Origin of the sequence: Arthrobacter sp., assembly GCF_031179385.1 — a bacterium.
GTDB lineage: Bacteria > Actinomycetota > Actinomycetes > Actinomycetales > Micrococcaceae > Arthrobacter_D.
Genome location: NZ_JAPSHV010000011.1, coordinates 1 through 17992, shown reverse-complemented (window position 1 = coordinate 17992; position 17992 = coordinate 1). Strand labels below are relative to the sequence as shown.

General features: G+C 64.6%; 15 protein-coding genes. 7 read left to right on the top strand and 8 right to left on the bottom strand.

Annotation, left to right across the window (positions count from 1 at the left end; translation table 11 throughout):
- Positions 1–74: 74 nt before the first annotated feature.
- Positions 75–1424, bottom strand: a complete 1350-nt coding sequence (locus RIF85_RS15920; protein WP_375164826.1) for an FG-GAP-like repeat-containing protein — start codon at positions 1422–1424, stop codon at positions 75–77.
- A gap of 1016 nt (positions 1425–2440) precedes the next feature.
- On the bottom strand, positions 2441–4591 hold the full coding sequence (locus RIF85_RS03490; RefSeq protein ID WP_309070522.1) for an FG-GAP-like repeat-containing protein: 2151 nt from the start codon (positions 4589–4591) through the stop codon (positions 2441–2443).
- Between the two features lie 213 nt (positions 4592–4804).
- Here RIF85_RS03490 and RIF85_RS03485 point away from each other — a divergent pair, with 213 nt between their 5' ends.
- On the top strand, positions 4805–6745 hold the full coding sequence (locus RIF85_RS03485) for an acyl-CoA dehydrogenase family protein (RefSeq protein WP_309070521.1): 1941 nt from the start codon (positions 4805–4807) through the stop codon (positions 6743–6745).
- Between the two features lie 78 nt (positions 6746–6823).
- Entirely contained in the window at positions 6824–6982 is a 159-nt protein-coding gene (locus RIF85_RS03480; protein ID WP_309070520.1) for a hypothetical protein, read from the top strand.
- Between the two features lie 22 nt (positions 6983–7004).
- On the opposite strand, the gene RIF85_RS03475 is transcribed toward RIF85_RS03480, so the two are convergent.
- The gene (locus RIF85_RS03475) at positions 7005–7553 is read right to left on the bottom strand and encodes an acyl-CoA thioesterase (RefSeq protein ID WP_309070519.1); all 549 of its coding nucleotides are present in this window, start codon (positions 7551–7553) and stop codon (positions 7005–7007) included.
- A gap of 150 nt (positions 7554–7703) precedes the next feature.
- Between RIF85_RS03475 and putP the strand changes: the two genes are divergently transcribed.
- Entirely contained in the window at positions 7704–9203 is a 1500-nt protein-coding gene (gene putP, locus RIF85_RS03470; RefSeq protein ID WP_309070518.1) for a sodium/proline symporter PutP, read from the top strand.
- Between the two features lie 98 nt (positions 9204–9301).
- Here the strand turns inward: putP and RIF85_RS03465 are convergent, their stop codons facing one another.
- Positions 9302–10357: a DNA polymerase IV gene (locus RIF85_RS03465; RefSeq protein WP_309070543.1), complete on the bottom strand. Its 1056-nt coding sequence runs from the start codon at positions 10355–10357 to the stop codon at positions 9302–9304.
- Positions 10358–10531: 174 nt separating this feature from the next.
- On the opposite strand from RIF85_RS03465, the gene RIF85_RS03460 reads away from it, so the two are divergent.
- Complete coding sequence (locus RIF85_RS03460) at positions 10532–11365, top strand: aldo/keto reductase (RefSeq protein WP_309070517.1); 834 nt, start codon at positions 10532–10534, stop codon at positions 11363–11365.
- A 2-nt stretch (positions 11366–11367) separates the two neighbouring features.
- Here the strand turns inward: RIF85_RS03460 and RIF85_RS03455 are convergent, their stop codons facing one another.
- Positions 11368–12015: a pyridoxal 5'-phosphate synthase gene (locus RIF85_RS03455; protein ID WP_309070516.1), complete on the bottom strand. Its 648-nt coding sequence runs from the start codon at positions 12013–12015 to the stop codon at positions 11368–11370.
- 63 nt (positions 12016–12078) lie between these two features.
- Between RIF85_RS03455 and RIF85_RS03450 the strand changes: the two genes are divergently transcribed.
- Positions 12079–12873, top strand: coding sequence for a phosphatase PAP2 family protein (locus RIF85_RS03450; RefSeq protein ID WP_309070515.1), 795 nt, complete (start codon positions 12079–12081; stop codon positions 12871–12873).
- Between the two features lie 109 nt (positions 12874–12982).
- Here RIF85_RS03450 and RIF85_RS03445 read toward each other — a convergent pair whose 3' ends face one another.
- Genes RIF85_RS03445 through RIF85_RS03435 form a run of 3 tightly spaced genes read right to left on the bottom strand, consistent with a single transcriptional unit; the run spans position 12983 to position 16163 of the window.
- Positions 12983–14758 (bottom strand): thiamine pyrophosphate-requiring protein, encoded by a 1776-nt coding sequence (locus tag RIF85_RS03445; protein WP_309070514.1) that lies wholly within the window; start codon positions 14756–14758, stop codon positions 12983–12985.
- Entirely contained in the window at positions 14758–15897 is a 1140-nt protein-coding gene (locus RIF85_RS03440; protein ID WP_309070513.1) for a Vms1/Ankzf1 family peptidyl-tRNA hydrolase, read from the bottom strand. The genes RIF85_RS03445 and RIF85_RS03440 overlap by 1 nt, the downstream gene beginning before the upstream one ends.
- Positions 15894–16163, bottom strand: a complete 270-nt coding sequence (locus RIF85_RS03435; RefSeq protein WP_309070512.1) for a hypothetical protein — start codon at positions 16161–16163, stop codon at positions 15894–15896. Before RIF85_RS03435 ends, RIF85_RS03440 begins: the two co-directional genes overlap by 4 nt.
- A 115-nt stretch (positions 16164–16278) precedes the next feature.
- Between RIF85_RS03435 and RIF85_RS03430 the strand changes: the two genes are divergently transcribed.
- Together RIF85_RS03430 and RIF85_RS03425 are read left to right on the top strand one after the other, a co-directional pair.
- Positions 16279–17172, top strand: a complete 894-nt coding sequence (locus tag RIF85_RS03430; RefSeq protein ID WP_309070511.1) for a phosphoribosyltransferase family protein — start codon at positions 16279–16281, stop codon at positions 17170–17172.
- Between the two features lie 3 nt (positions 17173–17175).
- Positions 17176–17970 (top strand): MBL fold metallo-hydrolase, encoded by a 795-nt coding sequence (locus RIF85_RS03425; RefSeq protein WP_309070510.1) that lies wholly within the window; start codon positions 17176–17178, stop codon positions 17968–17970.
- Positions 17971–17992 lie beyond the last annotated feature (22 nt).

The window sequence follows — 17992 nt, the reverse complement described above, 5'->3', positions numbered from 1 at the left end:
TGCTTGCACATGTCGATCCCCTCCCGCCTGAACGGGAGGGGATCGACACGGTATTCAACTGTGTTTTTCGGCGGTTATGGGGCGATGGTGAAGCCTCCCCAGCCTGTGCCGATCTGGGTACGGGCTCCGGCGAAGCCGCCGGTGCCGCTGCCGTTGTAGACGTAAAGCCTGCCGGTGCTGTCGCGGGCTACCAGGTCACTGGTCGTGTTGGCGGTTCCCCACGCTCCGGGACCCACAATGGTGAAGCCGTTCCAACCGGTTCCGATCTGGGCCGAACCGCTGAAGGTGCCGGTCCCCGATCCCCGGTAGAGGAACAGTGCGCCGTTGGAGTTACGGGCGATGACGTCGGACCGCCCGTCGCCGCTGAAATCACCAGTGCTGAGGATGGCCGTGAAGCCGCCCCATCCCGAACCGGGCTGGGTGCGGGTGCCGAAGCCGCTCGCACCGTTTCCTGGGTAGAGGAAGAGTGCGCCTGTGCTACTGCGGGCCAGCAGGTCTGCCCTACGGTCCCCGTTGAAATCACCCGGCGTGACCAGCGCGGTCATGCCGCCCCAACCGGTGCCGATTTGGGTGCCGGCGTTGATCCTGCCGGTGCCGGTTCCGGTGTAAAGCCAGAGCCGTCCGGAGGTATCCCGGGCAATGACGTCCGAGCGTCCGTCACCGCTGAAGTCCCCCGGCTGCAGAATGGCGTTCATCGCACCCCAACCCGTGCCGATCAGAATCCGGGTTCCAAAACCGCCTGCGGCAGTTGAGGGGTAAAGGTACAGATTGCCGCTGGAATCGCGTGCGACGAGGTCAGGATTACCGTCCCCGTTCATATCCTTCTGCTCAGCTGTGCCGGCAGGTGGCGTGGTGGTTGTTCCGATCCGCCAGGTGTACGAACCGTTGGCGCTTACATTTCCGGCAACGTCGGTGGCCCGGACGTTGAAGGTGTAGTCACCTGCAAGCTGTTGGTCGTACGTGTGCGGGGAGGTGCAAGCACGCCACGTAGCGTTACTGGGCAGCAACTGGCACTCAAAGTTCGCGGATGCCTCACCGCTGAACGTAAACGACGGAGTAGTGTCCGCGCTCGGATTCGACGGCGTGCTCTGGAACGTCGGCGCCGCCGGAGCGGCAGTATCCACCGTCATCTGCAGGGTTCCCGAGGTGGCTACTGCCCCCGTGGTCGCGTCGGTCACGACGCGGGCCTGAACCCTGTAGGCACCGCTGGTAAGCGCCGTCGTAGGAGTCAGGGTGTACGCGCCGGTTGCCGAAGCTACAGCGGTAACACCTGTGCCTACACCGTTGACGACGAGCTCGACAGTGGCTCCTGCCGTGGCCGTGCCAGAGAAAGTCGGCGTGGTGTCGTTGGTGATGTTGTCGGCGTTGGAGCGGCCGGAGTCGCTCAGTGTATCCAGGTCGGGGGTAGACGGTGCCCCGTCCACGACGTCGGCGATGAGACCCTGAACCGTGAACAGATTCGTCGACTGATTAACACCGGGGCCGACGATCGAAACGCTGTTGTTTCCCGACGGCGCACCCGTGACTGTACGGGCGGTGTTGATGTCACCGATGGTTCCCGCCGGAGCGGTGGTCTGCCTCAGGAACGTCGCGGTTGTACCGACGGCGTAGTCTCCCAGGAATGCCTGGCCGACTGCCTCCCAGTTACAGGGTGTATCGGCGCAGCCGTCGTCGATCGTCTCGTTGATGACACCTTCCCCGTCAGCGGTGAAGGTGTGAACGCCGTAGGGGTGCGTGAAGGTATAGGAACCGTTGGCCTGAAGCCCTTCGAATCGGAAGCGCAGCCGGCCGAAACCGATCTGGTCGCCGGGGACCACAGCGTCGTTGGCGTGGGCAGCCTCAAGGGCAGCTTCGTACGAACCAAGCGTGCCGACGTCGGCAGATGCGGCGAACCAGAAGGACTCGTCCGGGAAATTGTCGGGGTAGGACACCGGCAGCTCGGGATTAGGCGGCTCGGACAGGCAACCACGGCCTGCTTCGTAGCACAGTGCCAGTTTGATGGTGCCGTCGTCGTACCACTCAGGGTAGCCGTGCAGAGTGCTGATGGGGCCGGTTGCGGCGGTGGCAGCCTGGGCGGGTGCGGCGGCAAAGGGCGCGAGTGCTGTGATGAGCAGCGCGCCGGTGAGAACAGATGATGTGAGGCGAAGTGTGCGGCGGCCCGTCGGTGGGTCCACCGCGTATGGATGGTTGGACATTTCAGAGCTCCCTCGTTCGAAACCAAAAACCGCTTACTGTCGGCTTCGGTGTTTTTCAGGGTGCTCCGTCCTCCTTGGACAATTCTTGGGGTTTGGGAAATTCGGCCCCGTCCGGTGAGGCGACAGGGTAGGATTCCGCATCCCTACTCGCCGGTAGGTTCGCGCGGAGGCCCGCCCTGCACGTCGATGGCCCCCTCCCACCGGAGTGGAAAGGGGCCATCGGCTATCTAGATGGCCGGCGTGCCTTACTGGGCGATGGTGAATGCGCCCCAGCCGGTACCGATTTGCGTGCGGGTTCCGGAGAATGTTCCGGTGCCGCTGCCGCGGTAGAGCCAGAGGGCTCCGGCACTGTCCCTGGCGACAACGTCGGCGCGGGTGTCAGCGGTGCCCCAGGCACCCGGGCCAATCAGGTGGAAGCCGTTCCAACCGGTTCCGATCTGGGCAGATCCGCTGAAGGTGCCGGTCCCCGATCCCCGGTAGAGGAACAGTGTTCCGGCGGAGTTACGGGCGATGACGTCTGAGCGGCCATCACCACTGAAGTCACCCGTGCTGACCAAGGAGGTGAACCCTCCCCAGCCGCTGCCCGGTTGGGTGCGTGTGCCGAAGCCGCTCGCACCGTTTCCTGGGTAGAGGAAGAGTGCGCCGGCGGCGTCGCGGACCAGAAGGTCAGCCCGGCGGTCGCCGTTGAAGTCACCCGGGGTGACGAAGGAGTTGAAAGCACCCCAGTTGGTCCCCGTGGCGATCTGGACGCCGGCGTTGATCCTGCCGGTGCCGGTTCCGGTGTAGAGCCAGAGCCGTCCCGAGGTATCGCGGGCCAGGACGTCGGAGCGTCCGTCATTGTTCAGGTCACCGGGTTGCAGGATGGTGTTCATGATGCCCCAGCCGGTACCCATCTGGATCCGGGTGCCGAAGCCGCCGGCTGACGTGGATGGGTACATCCACAGGGTGCCTGCGCCGTCGCGTGCCACGAGGTCGGGCCGGCCGTCGCCGTTCATGTCCTTCTGCCGTGCGGTGGTGGCCGGAGGCGGAGGGGTCGTTGCGGTGCCGATCTGCCACGTGTACGAACCGTTCGCGCTCACGTTGCCGGCGGTGTCGGTGGCCCGCACGTTGAACGTGTAGGTACCGTTCACCTGGGCGTCGTAGGAATGAGGCGAAGTGCATGCACGCCAGACCGAGTTCGTCGGCAGCAACTGGCACTCCAACGTGGCCGAGGCCTCACCACTGAACGTGAAGGACGGCGTATTACTTGCAGTCGGGTTCGACGGCGTGCTCTGGAACGTCGGGGCCAGAGGAGCGGCAGTGTCCACCGTCATCTGCAGGGTTCCCGAAGTAGCTACTGCGCCCGTGGTCGCGTCGGTCACGACACGGGCCTGAACCCTGTAGGCACCGCTGGTAAGCGCCGTCGTGGGAGTCAAGGTGTAGGCGCCGGTTGCCGAAGCTACGGCGGTAACACCTGTACCTACCCCATTGACGACGAGCTCGACAGTGGCTCCTGCCGTGGCCGTGCCCGAGAAGGTCGGCGTGGTGTCGTTGGTGATGTTGTCGGCGTTGGAGCGACCGGTGTCGCTCAGGTCATCAAGATTCGGCGTCGATGGCGCTCCGTCGACAACGTCGGCGATCAGACCCTGAACCGTGAACAGGTTCGTCGACTGGTTAACACCGGGGCCGACGATCGAAACGCTGTTGTTTCCCGACGGCGCACCCGTGACTGTGCGAGCCGTGTTGATATCACCGATGGTTCCCGCCGGTGCCGTGGTCTGTCGCAGGAATGTCGCGGTGCTCCCTACGGCGAAGTCGCCCAGGAACGCTGCGCCAACCCTGTTCCAGTCACAGGGAGTCTCAAGGCAACCATTATCGATCGTGGCATTGATCTCGCCACCGCCACCCGGGGCGGCCGTAGCCGTGAACTGGTGGGTTCCGTAGGGGTGCGTGATCGTGTAGACCTGTCCTGCGGTAAGCCCTTCGAAGCGGAACCTCAGCCGGCCGAACCCGATTTGATCACCGGGAATGACTGCTTCGTTGGCGTGCGCCGCCTCGAGGGCAGCTTCGTATGATCCCAGCGTGCCCACTTGCGCAGAGGCTTGGAACCAGAAGGATTCGTCCGGGAAGTTGTCCGGGTAGGCGGCAGGCAGTTCCGGATTAGGCGGCTCGGACAGGCAACCGCGGCCTGCTTCATAGCAGAGCGCAAGCTTGATGGTCCCGTCATCGAACCATTCGGGATAACCGTGCAGCGTACTGACGGGGCCGGTAGCAGCGGTGGCCGCCTGGGCGGGCGAGGCTGCCAGGGGTGCAAGCGCTGCGACCAACATGACGCTTGTGAGGACAGAGGCGGTGACCTTCTTGGGTTGGGTGCGGCGTCCCTTCGGTGGATCAACCGCGTAATGAGAATTGGACATTTCAGAGCTCCCTTTGTGAGACCGAAACCTTGCTTACTATCAGCTTCGGTTGCAGAAAGGGTGCGTCGCGCTCCTTGGGCATTCCTTGGGAAATCATAAGGCTCGTTCTAATAACTCTTTTTGTGACGCTAGGATTCCGTTTTCCTACTCGGGAGTAGCATTAGTCCATGGCCGGGTTCCGGCTGGCGGAGCCTGCCAATGAAGGGGGCTGCCATGAGCGCCGAGGCACTTCAGGAGAACGTCAACGAGCGCACTTCCCGGGAGGTGGCCGAGTCCGCCCGCGAGACGGAATGGAACCGGCCGAGCTTCGCGAAAGGCCTCTATCTGGGCCGTTGCGACATCTCCCTCATCCACCCCTTGCCATCCTCCACCTACACCGAGAACGACGACGGCGAACAGTTCCTCTCCCGCCTTACCTCGGTTTTGGCCACCATGGAGGGACAACGGATTGAGAAGGAGTCGCTGATCCCGGACGAATACCTTCGCGACCTGGCCTCCGTCGGAGTTTTCGGCATCAAAATTCCCAAGGAATTCGGTGGCCTGGGCCTCTCGCTGACCTACTACGGGCGAGCCCTGATGCTCCTCTCATCCGTTCACCCCAGCATCGGCGCACTGGTGTCGGCACACCAGTCGATCGGGGTCCCGGAGCCGGTCCGCATGTTCGGCACGCCGGAACAGAAGCGCGAATACCTTCCCCGCTGCGCGTCCGGCGCGGTCTCCGCCTTCCTCCTCACCGAACCCGACGTCGGCTCGGACCCCGCCCGCATGAACGCTACCGCCACCTATACCGACGACGACGACGGCACCTACATCCTGAACGGCAGCAAGCTCTGGACCACCAACGGAGTGATCGCCGAACTGGTAGTGGTGATGGCGAAGGTGCCACCTCACAGCGGTGGACCGGGTGGTATCTCTGCCTTCGTGGTCGAAGCGGACACACCTGGCATCACGGTGACGCACCGCAACGCGTTCATGGGGCTGCGTGGAATCGAGAACGGCGTCACCCGCTTCGAAAATGTCCGGATTCCAGCGGCTAGCCGCCTGGGCAGAGAGGGCCAGGGTCTGAAAATCGCCCTGACAACCCTCAATACCGGCCGGCTCTCCATTCCCGCGAACTGTGCGGCAACAGGGAAATGGTCGCTCAAGATCGCCAGGCAGTGGTCGAATGCCCGCGTGCAGTGGGGCCGCCCGATCGGAAAACATGAGGCGGTCGCCCAGAAGATCTCCTTCATTGCGGCCACGGCGTTCGCCCTCGAATCCGTTTTCGAGCTCTCAGCCGCGCTGGCTGACTCGGGCCAGAAAGACGTTCGCATCGAAGCGGCGCTGGCGAAACTCTGGTCCAGTGAGATGGCCTACCGCATCGCCGATGAACTGGTGCAGATCAGGGGAGGTCGCGGGTATGAGACTGCTGCGTCCCTCAAAGCCCGCGGGGAGCGGGCCGTGCCGGCTGAACAGCAGCTCCGGGATCTGCGGATCAACCGGATCTTTGAAGGGTCCTCTGAAATCATGCACCTTCTCATCGCACGGGAGGCCGTCGATGCCCACCTCGCGGCGGCAGGCGACCTTGCGTCGTCGGACGCTGATCTGAGGGCAAAAGCAAAGGCGGCAGCCGGCGCCAGCAGTTTCTATGCCGGCTGGTTGCCGCACCTGTTGGCAGGGCCGGGCATGTCCCCGCGCTCATATTCCGACTTCGGCCGGCTCGCCGGCCACGTGCGCTTCGTCGAGCGGGCATCCCGACGCCTGGCCCGTCACACCTTCCTCGGTATGGCCCGATGGCAGGCGAAGCTCGAGCACCGGCAGGTATTCCTCGGCAGGATCGTGGACATCGGGGCGGAGCTCTTCGCAATGGCTGCAACCTGCTCACACGCCAAACACCTGGAGGGACAGGGGCGTCAGGAGGCAGGCGAACTCGCCGACGTGTTCTGCCGGCAATCCCGGTTGAGGATCGAGCAGCTTTTCACCGACCTGTGGAGTAACACAGACAACGCCGATTCCCGGCTCGCAGGAAGGGTTCTGGACGGCCGGTACGAATGGCTGGAGGAAGGCGTCCTCGACCAGTCGGACGGAACAGGGCCGTGGATTGCGGAGGCGAACGGTGCGGAACCGTCCGGAGCATCGTTGAGTGCGGAAGACCTGCATCGCCGCTACCGGTGAGGTAGTAAGCTTCCTTTCCTTTTCATCCTGGACTTCTTACGATGGAACGACAGCCGAAGCCGACCTTGAGGACACCTGATGAATGAGACTCCGGACAAGCAGCCCTCCATCGACGACGGCGAGCTCACCCCGAAGGGCCAAAAGAAAGTCAGCTACGTAATGATGGCCGGCATCGCCGTAGTGATTCTCGGTTTCGTGATCTTCGTCGTCGCGAGCGCAGTCCTCAACGGAGGCTGACGCCCTCGACCCGCGCCGATACCTAGCGCACCCATTCGTGCGGCGCAGGCCTGCGAGTGCTGGGAAGCGCGGTGTTCGAGCGCCATTCGTGGAGCCATTCCGGAAGGACCATATCCTCAGGCGGGTATCCGAACGCTTCGAAGATGTCGGCATTTGGAACGGGTCCCTTTGAGCCGAGTAAGCGCGTGGCGACATAGGCGCGTGCGTAGACCTCGTCGTCGCGCACCATGCGCTGATCGAAGTAAATTGCGCGCTCATCGAAACCGACGATCCGGGTTTCGATGGTGTAGCGGTGGCCAAGCTGCAGGGACTTCCGGAATGTGATGGTCTCCGCGTTCACCACCGGGCTCCAGCCCTTCTGACGCATGACCTTCCAAAAGCCGCTCCGGATCATCAGGTCGAAGCGCCCCAGATCCATCAGCGAGAGGTACATGCCGTTGTTGACGTGCATTGCTATATCAATGTCCGTGAGCTGAACCCGCAGCGGCAGGGATGCCGGGTCCCAGATGCTTACTGCCTTGCGTCGACGGGAGGCGATGAGGAGCCAGAGAGTCCGGAAGATCAGGTGCATCGCTCCATATTACCCGTGAGTAACATCGTTCGAGCGGTTGCCGCCCGGAGACTCTGTGAGCCAGTTCACCTTATTGGCCAAACTGGACGACCCCTTGGAATAGTGGGCCGCTGCACACAGCCAACTCCAAGGAAGATGTGAATCTGACCAATGACTGACCAGATCTGGCAGTACCTGGCCATGGCGCTTTACATGCTCGCCATGCTGGGGATCGGCTGGTACGCCTACCGGCGAACATCCGATCTCGACGACTACATGCTCGCCGGCCGCGGGCTCACTCCGGGCGTCGCCGCACTCAGTGCGGGAGCCTCCGATATGTCCGGCTGGCTGCTGCTCGGGCTTCCCGGGGCGATCTACCTATCCGGCCTGGTCGAGATCTGGATCGCCATCGGTCTGACCGTAGGCGCCTGGCTCAACTGGAAGTTCGTCGCGCCACGGTTGCGAAGCTACACCGAGGTGTCGAATAACTCGATCACGGTGCCGAGCTTCCTCGAGAACCGGCTCAAGGACCGCTCCCGCGTTCTTCGTGTGGTTTCGGGCGTAATCATCCTGGTCTTTTTCACGTTCTACGTCTCCTCCGGCATGGTGGCCGGAGGCGTCTTCTTCGAGTCATCCTTCAACTCCAGCTATACCCTCGGCATGATCCTCGTAGCGGCGGTCACCATCCTCTACACCCTGTTCGGCGGCTTCATGGGTGCTACCTACACCGATGTGGCGCAGGGTCTCCTCATGCTTGTCGCACTGCTCCTCGTCCCGATCATGGGACTGGTTAGTGTGGGCGGTTTCACGGGCATGACCGAGTCCATCAGCGCGGTCGATCCGTCCCTGTTGAGCTTCTTCGCGGGCGGTTCAATCCTCGCCGTTATTTCCGCCGCGGCCTGGGGTCTGGGCTACTTCGGCCAGCCGCACATCATCGTCCGTTTCATGGCGATGCGGAGCCCCCGTGACGCCAGGGCAGGACGCCGGATCGGTATCAGTTGGATGGTCCTCACGGTCCTCGGCGCCGTTGCCACCGCCCTGGTCGGCATCGCATACTTCCAGCAGAACCCGGACCTGACCCTTCAGGATCCGGAGGCTGTCTTCCTGTCGCTGTCACAGGCGTTCTTCCACCCGTTCGTTGCCGGCGTCGTCCTGGCGGCAGTGCTTGCAGCGATCATGAGCACCATCTCGTCACAGCTGGTCGTGTGCTCCTCGGCGCTGGTCGAGGACCTGCACAACATGGTGTCCAAGAAGACTCTGAACGCGAAGCAGGGCGTCATGCTTGGCCGCCTCGGCGTGCTGGTTGTTGCCGTCGTCGCCATGATGCTGGCCTCTGGCCGTAACGAGTCGATCCTCGCTCTGGTGGCCTTCGCCTGGGCAGGCTTCGGTGCGTCGTTCGGTCCAGCCGTGCTGCTTTCGCTGTTCTGGAAGAAGCTGACCATGCCGGGCGCACTGGCAGGAATGATCGTTGGCGCTGTGATTGTCTTTGTCTGGGGCAATTCACCGCTCGCCGACACCATGTACGAGATCGTCCCGGCGTTCTTCGCCAACCTGCTTGTCGCCGTCGTGGTCAGCCGGATGACCTGGAAGCCGAACGCGGAGATCGAGGCCGAGTTCGACGAGGCCGTCCGCGGCGTATCGGGCCGCAAGGAACCGGTGACGGTTTCCTAGCTGTCAGGCGCTGAACAGCTCGCCCCTAGGCTCCCCGGTTGCGCCCGCATCCGGGGAGCTTGCGCTTCGGGGCGGAACCCAGAAGTACGACGGCGCTCTCACCACCCGCTGCGCGTCGGAGTGTGCCCCTTCCGCGCTTCCTCCGGCATCGACATTTCCGCCCGGAAACCAAGAAGCCGCACAGGCCGCCCCTGCTCAATCTTGCCGACGAGCTCCAGAGCGCGGTCCAGCACCACCTCGCGGTCGAACGTCTCAGGTATCCGCTTCGCATAGGTCTTGGTGAAGAACGGCGCGTACCGGACCTTCAGCGTCAGACCGACCACCGGGCGCCCTTCGGCGATAACGTCCTCGAGAACCCGCGCCACGAGTTCCCTGACGGCGTCATCCACCTGCGCGGGGGCGGTGAGATCCTGCTGATACGTCGTTTCCCGGCTGTGTCCGCGGGCAACCCAGGGAGTGTCATCGACCACGGTTTCGCCGTCACCGCGTCCCAGCTGTGCGTACCACGGACCCATCTTCGGACCGAACTCCGGGACCAGATCGGCGGGATTACACGCTGCGAGTTGGGCAACGGTGACGATCCCGTGCGCAGCAAGCCGGCGGGACACCTTCGGCCCCACACCCCAGAGGTCGATCGTCGGCCGCTCGCCCATCACCTCGAGCCAGTTGCCTTCGGTCAGGCGAAAGACCCCCGCAGGCTTCGCGAAGCCCGTCGCAACCTTCGCGCGCACAAGGGTGTCGCCGATCCCCACACTGCTGGAAAGGCGGGTGTTCTCGAGCACCGCTTCACGCAGGCGTCGGGCGTATGCCTCCGGGTCCCCCGCCTCCACTCCAACGAAGGCTTCGTCCCAGCCCAGCACCTGTACGGTTGCGCCCGGCTGCGCGCGGAGCGTGGCCATCACCGCTTCTGACGCTTCGAGGTACGCCTCGTGATCCACGGGCAGGATCACGGCATCCGGTACCTTCCGGGCCGCGATGCGCAGCGGCATTCCGGAACCGACGCCGAATGCACGTGCTTCATACGACGCCGTCGAGACGACCGCTCGCTCCGTGGGATCACCCCGGCCGCCGACGATGACCGGTTTTCCCGCCAGCTCGGGCCGTCGCAGTACCTCGACCGCGGCGATGAACTGATCCAGGTCGACGTGCAGCACCCACGAGGTCCGGCCTTGACTCACCGTCCCAGTCTGCCCGCCCGGTCCGTTTCGCACCACCATTCCGGACCCGATCACTTGGTCACGGATTGACGCACACCCTGCCCAACTAGAAGGCTGGGCAGAAGGCAGACCAAGACCCATACCCATACCCATACCCATACGAGGAGAACTATGACTGACGCAGCGGCCCCAACCATCGGACTCCTGAGCGGAGTGTCCATTCCGGCGCTCGGACTCGGCACCTGGCCGCTCAACGATGAGGAGGCAGCAGACGCCGTCGAGCAGGCCGTATCCGCCGGTTACCGCTTGTTCGACACTGCGGAGAACTACGGGAATGAAGCCGGGGTCGGCGAGGGTATCCGCAGGTCTGGAATTGACCGCGAGCAGGTCTTCATCACCACCAAGTTCAACAAGCAATGGCACAGCGTCGACGGCGTCCGCAAAGCATACGAGGAGAGCGCAGCCCGCCTGGGCGTGGACTACATTGACCTGCTGCTGGTGCACTGGCCCAACCCGGACCAGGACCTGTACGTCGAGGCTGTCAAAGGCCTTGCCGCGCTCCGCGAGGACGGTTTGATCAGGGCCATCGGCGTCTCAAACTTCAAGCCCGCCCACCTGCAGCGCGTCCTCGACGAGGGCTTGGTACCGGACGTCAACCAGATCCAGCTCGACCCCCGGCATACCCGTTCCGAGTCGCGGGCCTTCCATGCCGAGCACGGCATCATCACGGAGTCATGGAGCCCGCTGGGCAAGGGCGGCGCCCTCCTGCAGGATCCAGCCGTGGACCGTCTCGCGGACAAGTACGGCATGACGCCCGCTCAGATCGTGCTGCGCTGGCACCTCCAGCTGGGTCTGATCGCAATTCCAAAGTCCGCGAACCCGCTCCGCATCAAGCAGAACATCAATTTGTTCGGCTTCGAGCTGGAGCAGGAAGAGGTGGAGTCACTGTCGGCGTTGGACACCGGCGACGATGACATCACCGATTCCGACTCCTTCGGCCACTAGGACTAGGGCCAGAGAACGTCGCGCCGCCAGCCCTCTCCGTCGCGGACGTAGCGAAGGCGGGTATGGCGACGCTCCGCATCGGCCTGCCAGAACTCCAGCCGCTCCGGGGCGACGGTGTAGACGGTCCACGTCGCCGATCCCTTGCCCTCAATCCCCGCCAGTTCCCGCTCGACGGCGGCGCTCACCGATTCCCCCTCGGGAATGACCTCGCTCTGCCCGCCGGCGAGCACGAGCGCGCGTGCAGTGGGATGACGACGGCGGAAGTCGGCGTCGTTCTCCTCCGCCGTGCCCGGCGTCACCGGACCACTGACCCGCACCTGCCGGCCCGCCGCCTGCCAGAAAAAGGTCAGTGCGGCATAGGGGGTTTCCCGAAGCTGGCGCCCCTTCGGGCTCTCGCTGCTCGTAGCAAAGGAGAATCCGTTCTCGTCGAGGTCGCGGAGAATGACCACCCGGGCGTCCGGGCGTCCGTCGTCGTCGGTTGTTGACAGGGTGACTGCGTGCGGGGCGGGTACACCGTCGTCGATCGCGGCGCTCAACCACTCCGTGAACAGATCCACCGGTGAAGCCGGCGCGGTGCCGGGATCGAACGGACGCATCTGCTCGGGGAAGACGGGCAGCCCGCGCAGCAGGTCCCGGGCTTGTGTATTCATGCGGCCAGCCTACGCTCGCGGAACGGCCACGCAGAGAACAGGCAGCGTTGCTAACCTCGGAAGATGTCGTTTCAGGACCCGGAGAACGAAGACCGTCACGTCGGCGCCCGCGACCTCACCCGGTGGACGACACCGGTAGGCCGGTTACTGGTCACATGCGTGAGGGCGGTCGCCCAGTGGATCGGACCGCGCTGGACACTGGTGATCATGCTGGTCATCGGCATCGGCGCGGCGGTGTCGCTCACGGTCGCCTCTGCCGAGGTGTATGAGGCGGTGGCCCAGGACGACGGAATCGCAGCGCTCGACCAGCCGACGCTCGACGCGGCAGTGGACTTACGGTCCCCCGGTCTCGACGGCGCAGCAACCGCGTTCACCCACCTCGGGGGCCCGGTGGGAATGCCCATCCTTGCAACGTGCGCGGTACTTGCCTTCACCGTGGTGCGGCGCTCCTTCACGCCGTTCCTCCTCATGATCTCCGCTGCCGGCGGATCGCTGTTGATGACGGTCCTGGGGAAGGAGGCGATCGGACGGCTCCGGCCCGACCTCCAGTTCGCGGTGCCGCCTTACGAGGTGTCCCCCTCATTCCCCAGCGGCCACACGTTGAATGCGGTGGTGATTGCGGGAGTGACGGCGTACTTGCTGGTGCTGCGCCAGCACTCGAAGCGCGCACGGGCGCTGACCGTTCTCGGCGCCGTCGCCTTCGCGTTCATCATGGGCGCCACCCGCGTGTACCTCGGGCACCACTGGGTGACCGACGTTGCCGTCGCGTGGACCCTGGGCCTCGCCTGGCTGGCGCTGGTGATCACGGCGCACCGTCTGCTGCTGACGTTCGGCAGCTACAAACGTAAGCGGGTTTGACGGGTCCCACTGAACTCGTGGATTCCGTGGGATAGTCCGGACTATCCCCCCGAATCCGCCCGTTCGGTGGGACGCTCCCCCGTGCCCGGATGACCCCGTTCTGGATGAGCTAGAGCTGAGCCTCGATTTCCAGCCGCACGTACTCCCGCAGCAACTCCAGGGCGTGGTTGTTCCCCTCGGTCTCCAGCGCCTTTTCCATCGACTGGGCCAACTCCTGCCCGCCGGGGAACGGCGGAAGCAGCGGAACGTCAGCGTCGGTGCGGATGTCGAGCACAAACGGCCGGTCGGCGGAGAGTGCACGGTCCCAGGCCGGACCGACGTCGTCAGGGTTCTCCACCCTCACCCCATCCAGACCGAGGAGCCGCGCGTAGCCGGAGTAGTCCACGTCCGGAATGTCCTGGCTGTCATCGAAGCGCGGCTCGGTTTCCGTTTCACGCTGCTCCCAGCTGACTTCGGCGAGGTCACGGTTGTTGAGGACGCAGATGGCGAAGACCGGGTTCTTCCAGTTCTTCCAGAGCCTGCTGACCGTGATCAACTCGGCCATTCCGGTCATCTGCATGCCGCCGTCGCCGCTCAGCACCACCAGCGGACGGTCAGGAGACGCGAGCTTCGCCGCCAGACCGTAGGGGATACCGCACCCCATGCTTGCGAGGGTACTCGACAGGTGCGCGGGGACGCCGGCAGGCAGATGCAGCTGGCGCGCGTACCAGTACACGCAGCTGCCGACGTCGATAGCCACCTGCGCATCATCCGGCAGGCGCCCGTTCAGCTCCCGGACAGCGCGCTCCGGGTTCACGGGATCCGCGGCGGTGAAGGCCCGGGCCTCTGAAAGGCTCCGCCAGGCGTCCACATGGCGCTCGACGTCCGCCAGCCAACCAGTGCGATGCTTCACCAGAGGCAGCAGAGCGCGGAGAGCCTCCGCGGCGTCTCCGGTCACGGCCACTTCCACCGGGTATCTGTTGCCGATCGCCTTTGCGTCATTGTCGATCTGCACCGCTCGGGCCTTACCGGGCGGCGGGTAGAACTCGGTCCACGGATCATTCGAGCCGACAATCAGCAGGGTGTCGCAGTTGGCCATCACCCAGCCACTGGCGCTGGTACCCAGATGTCCCATGGTGCCTGCGGCGTACGGCAGCGCCTCGTCCACGTACGGTTTACCGAGCAGGCTGGTCACGACGGCGGCACCCAGCTTCTCGGCCAGCGCCACCACCTCCTCCTGCGCAAGCCGTGCGCCCTGCCCAACCAACAGCGCGAGCTTCGATCCGGCATTCAGGACGGCGGCGGCGTCGTGCAGGTCCTGATCCTGCGGGACCATCTTCCCTGGGCTCCACAGCGGGGCGGACGGGATGACGCCGTGCTCGTGCTCCAGCTCCGGGGCGGGCTCCTGCTGCACATCGTGGGGCAGGATGACGACGGCGGGCGAGCGGGTGGCGAGCGCCGCCTTGAACGCCCGGTCTATCACCATGAGCGCCTGGTCGGGGCTGTTCACCTGCTGGCGGAAACCGGAGGCGACATCCTTGAACAGGCTCTGCAGGTCGATCTCCTGCTGATACGCCGAGCCGAGGACCGTCTGGCTCTGCTGCCCCACCAGGGCGACAACGGGCACGCTGTCCATCCGTGCGTCGTACAGGCCGTTGAGCAGGTGAACAGCACCCGGTCCCTGCGTGGAGAGCATCACGCCGACTCCACCTGTGTACTTGGCGTGTCCCACCGCCATGAAGGCTGCGTTCTCCTCATGACGAGCCTGAACGAAGGCCGGCCCACCGGCACGCCGAAGCGCGCCCAGGACCGGGTTGATCCCGTCCCCGCTGTAGCCGAACACGCGCTCGACTCCCCAGGCGGTCAACCGCTCGACAACAGCGTCAGCTACCAGCCGATCACCCATCAGCGAGCGGAAGGAACGGTGGGCCCTACCGGCCAGCGCAACAGCGCAGCCACTGGTCCGCCGTCGAGCGCGCCGGAAGGAAAGAGTGCCACCTCAGCGTCGGTGAGTACCGCCGCCCGCAACAACGACGACGGCGCCGGCACCTCCCCGAGCACGGGTGACCCTGCAGTTTCCCCATCGACCTCGGCGGTCCACGGTTCTGCTCCCAGCGCAAGAAGCCGATGGCCGTTCAGCCCGGCGGTCTCGAGGAGCAGCGTGTCGACCTGCGCCTGCTGCAGCGCGTGCACCACCGAACCGATGCCTTCCGTTGACTCGGGATTGGCCCGCGCCTTCTGGTTGTTGAGCCTCTCGAGCAACTGCGCCTGCCTGCGCGCAATGCATTCCGCGACTCGTTTGTCGATTTCCTGCGCGTAGGCGCCCTTGTCCGCACCGTCGGTCCGGCTATGGCTTTCGACGATGGTGAGGATCTCCTTTGACTGTTCGCTCAGCTGTTCCGCGACCAGATTCCGGGCACGGATGTCACCCGCGACAACGAGGAGCCTTGCCCGGCAGCTGCGGACAATCCGGTCGATCTCACCGGCGATGTCCGAGGCGTTCGCCTTCCAGATATTCTCGGTGCGATGTTGGTAGCGTCCTTGTGACCACCCACCGCTTGGCACCTTCTTGAGGTTCTCGGTCTCGCCCTCGATGTGGGTCATGTCGTCGTCCTGCCGACCACCTGCGCGGCGAAGGTGGATCTCGCCGCCGTCGCGGCCTACTTCGGCCACTACGTAGGAGAAATCGTCCGGACGGTGCCAAAGCAATGGACACAGGTTCGGCACTTCGTTCACCGAAGTGAACTCGGGCAGTGCAAGGGTGCCGGGCAGGAACTCGTCGAGCTCCACCGTGCCGTTTGCGACGACGAGCAACCGGGCCACCGGATCCGGAATGCCTTTCGCAGACTGGCGGAGGGCCTCAGCCACCGCTTTGCGGTCCTCCTTGGACGCTCCCGCCTCCTCAAGCGCCGTCGCAATATTGTCCGGCCGGACGTCGTCGGCGTGGAGGGAATCAACGGTCCCGGTACTCGCATCCGTGTAAATGGTCACCCATGGACCCGGCTTCCTGTAGAGGTCTGCGAGCATGTGCAGGGTGCTGGTCACTGCGCCTCCTCGTCGTCGTCATTGCCGGCAGCTTCATCGACCGATTGAGTGAGTCCGTCCTCGACGACGGCTCCCTCGCCCTGGTTGGTTTGCGACACGTAGACGGGCTGATCGCCCTCGGCCGTATCGTCGGAGTCGTCCACGCTTTCGGTCTCACGCCAGTCCTCAGCACGGGTGGGATGGTTACTGTGCACCAGCCCCTGTGTCTCGTGTTTCATCTGGTCGTCCACCTGTGGACCGTGGGTTGTGTTTCCCCGCTCTGCCATGACGTACCTCTCTCCTGTTGTTTCGGTTTCGTCTGACTCGAATTGCTAAGGCTACTGCCGGTTTATCATCCTCTAAGCTCGAATGAAAGACCCTCCTTTCCGACCGGTGCCCAAGATGGTGAGAACTCAGGAAGAACCAGAGCGATACGTCGACCGAGCCGATGCCGGTCGACTCCTCGCCACGGCGCTAATGCCGGTGGTCGAGGCCGATGGACTGCTCATTCTCGCCCTTCCGCGAGGAGGTGTTCCGGTCGCCGCAGTGGTGGCGGAAGCGCTCAGCGCACGGCTCGACGTCGTCATGGTGCGCAAGGTCGGGGTCCCCTCGTTCCCGGAGCTCGCGATGGGCGCCCTTGCCTCCATCGGCGGCGCCGTCGAAACGGTCCGGAATCCGCGCGTGCTGGAGCAGGTACGGGATGCCGACGCCGTCTTCGCAGCCGTTGCGAAACGTGAATTCGCCGAACTGCAGCGACGTGAAGCTCTGTACCGCGAGGGGATGGAGCCGCTGGTCGTGGCCGGTAAGACGGTGGTGATAGTAGACGACGGCGTTGCCACCGGAGCCACGATGCTCGCCGCCGTAGCGGCTCTTCGAAAGGCCGGGGTGAAGCGCATCGTCGCCGCCGCACCGGTGTTCCTGTCCAGCGCCTCAGTGACAGTGGGCAGTGCCGTCGACGAGCTGGTCAGTCCGTGGGCCGCGCCGAACCTGCCCGCCGTCGGTAGCGCCTACCGCGCCTTCGAGCAGGTATCGGACGAAGAGGTCCGACGGTTGTTGCGGGACGCGCGCGGGCGTAGTTTGGGGACCATGACGGATTACTCAGAGCTTCCCGATTCCTACCGCGCCTACCTTGCAGGGCTGGACGACAGCACGGCCGCCGCCCTGATCCCCGTTTTCAAGCAGTCTATTGCCGGCGGCGAGCACGGCGTCCTGGTCACGACGAACCTCGGGCCCGACACCCAGGCGGAAGTCTCCCCCGAGGTTCCGTTCGGCGAGATCCGAGAGACAGTCCGCTAACCGGTGTCCCCTGTAGAGGGCGGCCTGACCCCGAGCAGCCCGCTTACGCGCTACCACCTTGCGCCCAACCCCGGACCGATGAGCCTGGACGGCACCAACTCCTATGTCATCGCCGCGCCGGGTTCACCTGCCGTGGTTGTGGTTGACCCGGGGCCGCCCGACGACACCCATGTAGCCGCCCTGCAAGCGGCCGGGCTCGTGGAACTGGTGCTGATCACCCACCATCACTGGGATCACACCGAGGCCAGCGCCCTCTTCCACGAGATCACCGGCGCGCCGGTTCGCGCCCTCGACCCCGGATATTGCCACGGGGGCCATCCGCTCGATGACGGCGAGATTGTTACCGCCGGCGGCGTCGAAATCAGGGTTATGGCCACGCCGGGCCACACCGCAGATTCCGTGTGCTTCTACTTACCCGACGACGGCCCCGACGGTTCCGTACTGACCGGCGACACGATTCTTGGACACGGCACCACGGTCCTCAGCTACCCGGATGGAACCCTGGGCCAATATTTTCAGTCTCTCGACACGCTCGAGTCCCTGGGCAGTGCCAGCGTGCTGCCGGGCCACGGCCCTTTGCTCCCGCATCTCGACGAGGTTGTCCGTGCCTATAGAACGCACAGGCTGGAGCGGCTTGATCAGGTGCGGGCAGCGCTTGTGGCGCTGGGTCTGGCAGCTGATGATGCCGACGTCGGCTCCGTCACCGACCATGTATACGCCGAGGTCGATCCTTCAGTGCGCTCCGCAGCGCAGCAGTCGGTGGCAGCGCAGCTTCATTACCTGCGCTCCGAGCGCTAGCACGCGTTCACCGGCTGCGCTT